The following is a 6,154-nucleotide window of genomic DNA, read 5'->3' on the forward strand; positions in this document are numbered from 1 at the left end:
ATTTCGGCGAGTTCGTGGCGGCGTTTCTGGGTTTGCTGCCAGTGCTGCCATTCGCTGTCGCGTTCCTGCAGCCAGGCGGCGGGGTCGGCCGGGATTCCGTAGCCGGCGGTGGTGAGCGTGGCGATTAGTTTTTCGTCGAGTTCGGCCTGTTCCCGAAGCAGTGCCTGCGCGGCTTTGGCGATTTCGGTCTGGCGTTGCTGGCCGGTTTGCGCGGTTTGTTGTTGCAGATTGAGCTGGTTGCTGGCGTTGAGCAGGGTTTGGGCGGCGTCGGCGGCGGTTTTGCGGGCGGCGTTGAGGGCTTGTTCGCCTTGGTCGGCGGCTTGCTGGCGCTGGGTGAGCCGGGCCAGCGCTTGTTCGGCGGCGCTGCGGGCGGTGGCGAGGGTGTCGGGCTCCTGCCATGCGCTGTCCGCCAGCGGCGCAGCGTTGGTGAGGCTGGCGAGCAGTTCGGCCCATTCCGTTTGCAGGCGGCTTGCTTCCTGCGTGGTCTTGGCCTGCTGGGCCAGCCATTCTTTTTGTGTGGCTTGAGTGGCGGCTTGTTCGGCCCTGGCTTGCTGGCCTTTCTGGACGAGGGCGTCGAGCGCCGCCTGTTTTTCCTTGAGGGCGGTTTCGGTGGCGGAAACGTCGAGCCCGGCATAGTCGGCGATGGCCGGGTGGTCGTGGGCGCCGCACAGCGGGCAGGCGTCGCCGGGCTGCAGTTGGCGGCGATGCGCTTCGAGGCTCTGGATGCGGCGCTCCTGGTCGAGCAGCTTTTGCTTGTCGGCGACCTGGGCGGCGAGTTCCTTGTGTTGTTCGCGCAGGGCGGTCAGGGCCTTTTCCTGCATCGCGATCTTTTCCTGAATCTGCTGCAGTTGCGTGGCTTGCGTCGTTTGCTGGGCGGCGAGTTCGCGGCGGCGCTGGGCGAGGGTTTCGAGTTGTTGCCAGCGATTCAGGCCGGCTTGTTCGCCTTGCCAATGTTGGCGCAGTTCGGCCAGGGTCTGGCCGGCGAGGCGCTGATTCTGCTCGGTCTGGGCTTTTTCCAGCGCAGCGTCGGATTTGGTTTTTGCCTCTTTTTCCCGGTTGACCGTAGCAGTCTGTTTTTCGATCTGATGGGCGGTTTCGGCGAGTTCCCGGGCGAGTTTTTGCTGTGCTTCTTGCTGGGCGGCGCGGTCGCGGACCAGCTTGGCCCGTTGTTCGAACTGCTGGCGCCAGACGCCGAGGCGTTCGCCGAGTTGGGCGCGTTGCGGCTGGGCGGCGCAGAAGTCGTCGAGTTCCTTGGCTTCGCGTTGGCTTTGTTGTTGGGCTTGCTGGGTCTGGGCGGCGAGTCGGGCGCTGTAATGCCGGGCAGCCTGGTGTTGGGCGAGTTGTTCGGCTTGCAGGGTTTCGCGTTCGGCCAGCAGGGCTTTGAGTTCGGCTTCGCTTTGCTGGCTGGCGGCAGCGGCCTGTTGCCATTGTTGGTGCAGGGGTTTCAGCGCTTCGGCTGGTTCGCTGTCGGCGAGTTTTTTGAGGTCCGGCGCGGCGGCGGTCAGCGCGGTGTCGGCCTCAAGTAGCTTGCCTTCGGCGGCTTTGATTTCCTGCTCGCTCTGCGCCAGATCGAGGCGCCACTGGCGCTGGGTCTGGGTTTGCTGGTGGCGGCGCTGGACGTCGGTGAGTTGGGTGTCGAGGCGGCCGACTTCGAGCTGCATCGCGGCGCGTTGTTCGTCGCTGAGCAGTTCCATGCCGTCGGCGCGGGCTTTGAGCTGGTCGAGCTGGCTTTTGGCCTCGCGGGCCTGTTCGAAAACCTTGCGCGAAATCTCGCCGTAAATCTCGGTGCCGGTCAGTTCTTCGAGCAGTTCGGCGCGCTCGTTGGGCGTTGCATTGAGGAAGGCAGCGAAGCCGCCCTGGGCGAGCAGCATGGACTTGGTGAAACGCGGGAAATCGAGACCGGTAATTTCGGCGACGCGTTTGAGTTTGTCGTTGGTCTGCGTGCTCAGGATGGTGCCATCGACGGTGGCCAGCTCGACCTTGGGCGCCTGCAGCGCGCCGTCGATCTTGTCGCGGGCGCGGCGCTGGCTCCAGAAGGCGCGGTAGACGGCGCCTTTGACTTCGAATTCGACCTCGGCCAGACAGTCGGCGGTGTGCCGCGTCATGATGTCGTTGTCGGAGGCCGAGATGGTCTTCAGGCGCGGCGTCTGGTGGTAAAGCGCGAGGCAGATGGCGTCGAGCAGCGTCGATTTGCCGGCGCCGGTCGGGCCGGTGATGGCGAACAGGCAGTTGTCGGTGAAGGGCGGCTTGGTGAAGTCGATGCGCCATTCGCCTTTGAGCGAATTGAGGTTCTTCAGGCGCAGGGTGAGGATTTTCATGCTTCTTCCCCGTGCAGGCCGGCGACGACGGCGCGGTAGCGCTCGCTCAATGCTTGCTGCATCTCGTCGCCGAGTTCTTCCTGTTGCAGGCGGCGGGCGAAGACGTCGTGCGGGCTGAGTTCGTCCAGGGTTTCGCTGGCTTCTGCTGCCAGGCTGGAGACGGCGTTCCCGCGTTGGCGGCGGATGCGCAGGACTTCAACCGGCCAGCCTGCGGTGAGTGCTTCGATGCGGGCCGGCAGGTCGGCCAGGTAATCGTCTTCGGCGACGGTGACTTCGAGCCAGGCCGGGCATTGGCGGGTGCCTTGGGCGGCTGCGGCGCCGATGGCGCCGGCCAGCGTGTCGAGATTGCCGTTGACGGTGACCAGAGCCTGGAAGCGTGGCACGGGCAGGACGGTGACGGCTTTGAGGCCGTCGCTGTCGAGGTCGACGAGCAGCATTTCCTTGGTTTGCTTCGCTTCGTCGAAGCCGAGCGGGATGGGCGAGCCGCAGTAGCGGATGTGTTCGAGGCCGCCGACTTTCTGCGGCCGGTGGATGTGGCCGAGGGCGATGTAGTCGGCTGGCGGGAAGGCGGCAGTCGGGAAGGCTTCGAGGGCGCCGACGTAGATTTCGCGGACCGATTCGCTGGTGCTGGCGCCGACCGTGGTCAGGTGGCCGGTGGCGATTATTGGCAGCGGGCGGCCGACATTCGGGCCGAGTTCGGCGGCCAGCACGGTCTGGCGTTCGACGGCGGCGGCGAAAACCGCGGCGTAATGTTCCTGGATGGCGCTTTGCAGCGACAACTGCTTGTCTTCGGCGCTTTGCCCGGCCTGGCTTTGCAGCACGTCGCGCGGGCGGATGAAGGGAATGGCGCAAACGATGCAGCCGGGTTCGCCGTTGCGCTGCGACAGGACGATGACTTGTGTGGCGGGGTCTTCATGCGTCGCGCCGATGACGGTGGTGCCGAGGTGGGCGAGGAGTTCGCGGCTTTCGCCCAGGGTGGCCGGTGAGTCGTGATTGCCGCCGAGCACCAGCAGCGGCACGCCGGCCTTGTACAGTTGGCCGACGAGCTGGTTGTAGAGCTCGCGGGCGTAGGAGGGCGGCGTGCCGGTGTCGAAAATGTCGCCGGCGACGAGCACGGCATCGACCGCCTGTGCTGCCACCTGTTCGAGCAGCCAGGCGATCAGCGCCTGGTGTTCGGCCTGCCGGCTCTTGCCCATGAAGTGCTGGCCGAGGTGCCAGTCGGAGGTGTGGAGGAGGCGCATCGGCGTGTTCTTGGTGGAAAGGCTGGATTTTATGTCGGGCGGGCGAGCCGGTGGAGCCACTGGTCGCTTTTTTGCCAGCTGCACAGGTCTTGTCCCGCGGCCTCGACTTGTTGCTTAATGGCGGGCCAGGCTTTTCACAAACCCACAATTTGATCGACATGAGCAGTACAGGCTCGGCGATACAAACGGAGATCAGCGATATGTACACCGTGGCGACCATCGCAACAGGACTCGTGGCCTTGCTGCACATCTACATCTTGTATCTGGAGATGTTTTTGTGGGACACCGCCAAGGGGCGAAAGGCATTCGGCCTGGCGCCGGAGTTTGCCGCGGCGTCGAAAGTGCTCGCCGCAAATCAGGGGCTTTATAACGGTTTCCTGGCGGCGGGGCTGATCTGGGGAATGTCGCAGGGGCCGGCCGGCCAATCGGTGACGATATTTTTCCTGGGCTGCGTCGTTGTGGCCGGTGTTTTCGGGGCCGCCACGTCAAGCCGGAAGATCCTTTTCGTGCAGGGATTTCCCGGCGCCGTCGCTTTGGTTTTGGTGCTTTTGTCGGGGAGTTAGGCTTGGTCGCGGTTTAAACCCCTCCCCAGGGAGGGGAGGGCGCGCGATTGTCGCGAAGGCGACAAGCTGGCCCGCTGGCATGCCCGGCGATTGCCGGTAAATGGCGGCTTTAGGCGGTTTCGGCGGGTGGCATTGCTCTTGCATCGCAAGCTTCATTGCCTTTTTGCCTCCGCTCATCATGAACACCGTTGCCAAACCTGATTTTCGCTGCATTTCTGCCAGTGAGGCTGTCTCGTTGATGCATGGCGAGCCGCCCGCCATCGTCTTCGACGTGCGCGACATGGCCAGTTTCCAGAAGGCGCATGTCGATGGCGCCGCGCATCTTTCCGAAGATCGCCTGCTGGCCTGGATGAAGCGCCTGCCGAAGGAGGCGCCGGTGGTCATCTACTGCTACCACGGCAACGCCAGCAAGGTTTTTGCCCAGATGTTCGTTGATTTCCGCTACACCAACGTGTTCAGCGTCGATGGCGGCTACGCGCCGCTGGCCGCCGCCCTGGCCGTTCCGGTTGCGGCATGACGGCAGGGCATGTCGCCGACTGGTTGCAGGCGCATGCGCTGTCGCCGAGCGATGTCGATTGCGCCACCACGGTCATGCTCAAGATACTCGACGGCAAATGCAAGATGGGGCGCGTCGACAAGATCGTCATGGAGGCGCTCTACGACGCCGTCAAAGACAGACCCGGCGAGCGTTTCGGCGACGAATTCCACGCCCTGATCGGCGAGGCCCGGCGCGAATCGAGCGAGGCGCTGAAAAATTTCATTTACGAAAAACGCGTGCTGGCTGAAACCGCGCTGTCCCGCCCGGTGATGAAGGCCTTCAAGGCCATGATCCGCCAGGAAGGGCTGTTCGCCGGCCTGGCCGACGAGGAAGAAAGCGAATGACCATGAAGTTCTACATGACGCCGGGTTCGTGCTCGACCGGCATCCACATCCTGCTCGAAGAGTGCGGGCTGGTCTTCGAGGCCTACGTCGTCAATCTGCTGGCCGGCGACCAGTACAAGAAGGAATACGCGGCGATCAATCCCAAGGGTTCGATCCCGGCGCTGGTCCTCGATGACGGCACGGCGCTCACCGAGTTTTCGGCCATCGCCTGGTGGCTGGCGCGCAGCTACCCGAAGCGCAAGCTGCTGCCGGAAGCCTTGAAGGACGAGGTGGAGGTGCTCAGCGTCATGAACTACGCGGTGCATACGCTGCACACGCAAGGCTTCGCCCGCATTTTCACGACCGAGCGCTTCGCGCCGAGCAGTTCGGACCACGAGTCGGTCAAGGCGCAGGGCCGGCAGATCATCGACAAGGCGTTCGCCATCGTGAATCGTCAGCTGGCCGGCCGGCACTACGTTGTCGATCACTTCACGATTGCCGACGCGGCGCTGTTTTACGTCGAGTTCTGGGCCGACCGCATCGGCATTCCGTTGCCGGAAAACTGCGCGGTGCACTATCGGCGGATGCTGACCCGGCCGGCCGTGCGCCAGGTGCTGGCCGAAGAGGGCTACGCATCGGTGTTGCGCTGAGGGCTGCTCGGACAAGGGAAAGCCCTGTTACATTGCAGGTCTCTTTTGACCTGACCCGCACGCTGCCCGAGACATTCCATGATCGCCAACCCGCCACGTTTCGCCCAAGCCATCGCCCTGTTCGACGCCGCCAACGGGCAAGACCCGAATCTCGATGAGGGCCAGCCGAAAGAGCTGCTCTACGCCCAGCGCATGACGGAGATGCTCGGCCGCTTTGCGCCGGAGTCCGGCGAGGTTGCCCAGCTGGCCGTGCGCGCCCAGCATATCCGGCGGTGGACGGTGCCGCGCAGTAGCTACCCGCTCGGCAAACCTGGCTACTTTGCTTGGCGTACCGGGCTTTATAAATTTCACGCCGAGACGGCCGGCGAATTGATGCGCCAGGCTGGCTACGAGGCGGCGATGATCGAGCAGGTGATGGCTGCCGTCGGCAAGCAGGGCATCAAGACCAACCCCGATACGCAGTTGCTGGAAGACGTCAGCTGCCTTGTTTTCATCGAGCACTACATGCTCGGCTTCGCCGG

At 64.1% G+C, this 6,154-nt stretch carries 7 protein-coding genes; 5 read left to right on the top strand and 2 right to left on the bottom strand.

The annotated features are described in order from the left end of the window. A partial coding sequence (locus ADADOO_RS02060; RefSeq protein WP_511274575.1) for an AAA family ATPase occupies positions 1 to 2,318 on the bottom strand: 2,318 nt, incomplete at its 3' end. After that, entirely contained in the window at positions 2,315 to 3,559 is a 1,245-nt protein-coding gene (gene sbcD / locus ADADOO_RS02065; protein ID WP_511274577.1) for an exonuclease subunit SbcD, read from the bottom strand. The genes sbcD and ADADOO_RS02060, both read right to left, overlap by 4 nt. A gap of 89 nt (positions 3,560 to 3,648) precedes the next feature. Between sbcD and ADADOO_RS02070 the strand changes: the two genes are divergently transcribed. The 5 genes from ADADOO_RS02070 to ADADOO_RS02090 form a co-directional block, all read left to right on the top strand. Then, complete coding sequence (locus ADADOO_RS02070) at positions 3,649 to 4,122, top strand: DUF1304 domain-containing protein (protein ID WP_511274578.1); 474 nt, start codon at positions 3,649 to 3,651, stop codon at positions 4,120 to 4,122. A 178-nt stretch (positions 4,123 to 4,300) separates the two neighbouring features. After that, positions 4,301 to 4,639 (top strand): thiosulfate sulfurtransferase GlpE, encoded by a 339-nt coding sequence (locus ADADOO_RS02075; RefSeq protein ID WP_511274580.1) that lies wholly within the window; start codon positions 4,301 to 4,303, stop codon positions 4,637 to 4,639. Beyond that, positions 4,636 to 5,004 carry a hypothetical protein gene (locus ADADOO_RS02080; protein WP_511274582.1) on the top strand — a complete coding sequence of 123 codons (369 nt, stop codon included), beginning with the start codon at positions 4,636 to 4,638 and terminating at the stop codon, positions 5,002 to 5,004. The genes ADADOO_RS02075 and ADADOO_RS02080 overlap by 4 nt, the downstream gene beginning before the upstream one ends. After that, entirely contained in the window at positions 5,001 to 5,633 is a 633-nt protein-coding gene (locus tag ADADOO_RS02085; protein ID WP_511274584.1) for a glutathione S-transferase family protein, read from the top strand. The genes ADADOO_RS02080 and ADADOO_RS02085 overlap by 4 nt, the downstream gene beginning before the upstream one ends. Before the next feature lie 78 nt (positions 5,634 to 5,711). Further along, a partial coding sequence (locus ADADOO_RS02090) for a DUF4202 domain-containing protein (protein ID WP_511274585.1) occupies positions 5,712 to 6,154 on the top strand: 443 nt, incomplete at its 3' end.

Source organism: Azonexus sp. (assembly GCF_036170495.1).
Classification (GTDB): domain Bacteria; phylum Pseudomonadota; class Gammaproteobacteria; order Burkholderiales; family Rhodocyclaceae; genus Azonexus.

Excerpts from the sequence above, each read along its gene's own strand:
- ADADOO_RS02075 (WP_511274580.1), top strand. The coding sequence starts at position 4,301 with ATGAACACCGTTGCCAAACCTGATTTTCGCTGCATTTCTGCCAGTGAG.
- ADADOO_RS02085 (WP_511274584.1), top strand. The coding sequence starts at position 5,001 with ATGACCATGAAGTTCTACATGACGCCGGGTTCGTGCTCGACCGGCATC.
- ADADOO_RS02080 (WP_511274582.1), top strand. The coding sequence starts at position 4,636 with ATGACGGCAGGGCATGTCGCCGACTGGTTGCAGGCGCATGCGCTGTCG.
- sbcD (WP_511274577.1), bottom strand. The coding sequence starts at position 3,559 with ATGCGCCTCCTCCACACCTCCGACTGGCACCTCGGCCAGCACTTCATG.